Raw genomic sequence first — 372 nt, 5'->3', positions numbered from 1 at the left:
GTCGACTTGCCTGCGCCATTCGGGCCGAGCAGGCCAATACGCGCGCCCGGGGTGAGTTGCAGCTTGACCTTGTCGAGGATGGCTTTGTCGCCATACCCCAGGCGGCCTTCGGACATGCTCAACAGCGGGCTGGAAATTTTCTGCGACTCGCGGAAGACGAAGTCAAATGGCGAATCGACGTGCGCCGCCGACAGCTCCTCCATGCGCTCCAGGGCTTTGATCCGGCTCTGCGCCTGGCGCGCCTTGGTGGCCTGGGCCTTGAAGCGGGCGATGTACTTTTCCATGTGCGCGCGCTGCGCCTGCTGCTTCTCGTAGGCCTGTTGCTGTTGCGCCAGGCGTTCGGCACGGGTGCGCTCGAAGGCGGTATAGCCG

General features: G+C 64.5%; 1 protein-coding gene. It reads right to left on the bottom strand.

Features of this window, described 5'->3' with window-relative positions; genetic code table 11:
* Positions 1 to 372, bottom strand: a 372-nt coding sequence (locus tag QWI17_RS00795) for an ATP-binding cassette domain-containing protein (protein ID WP_302720587.1), incomplete at both ends; no start/stop codon positions are given.

It is taken from the genome of Gilvimarinus gilvus (genome assembly GCF_030518155.1).
Lineage (GTDB): Bacteria > Pseudomonadota > Gammaproteobacteria > Pseudomonadales > Cellvibrionaceae > Gilvimarinus > Gilvimarinus gilvus.
The sequence above is the reverse complement of the archived record's forward strand: the minus strand, read 5'-3'. Positions and strand labels throughout refer to the sequence as shown.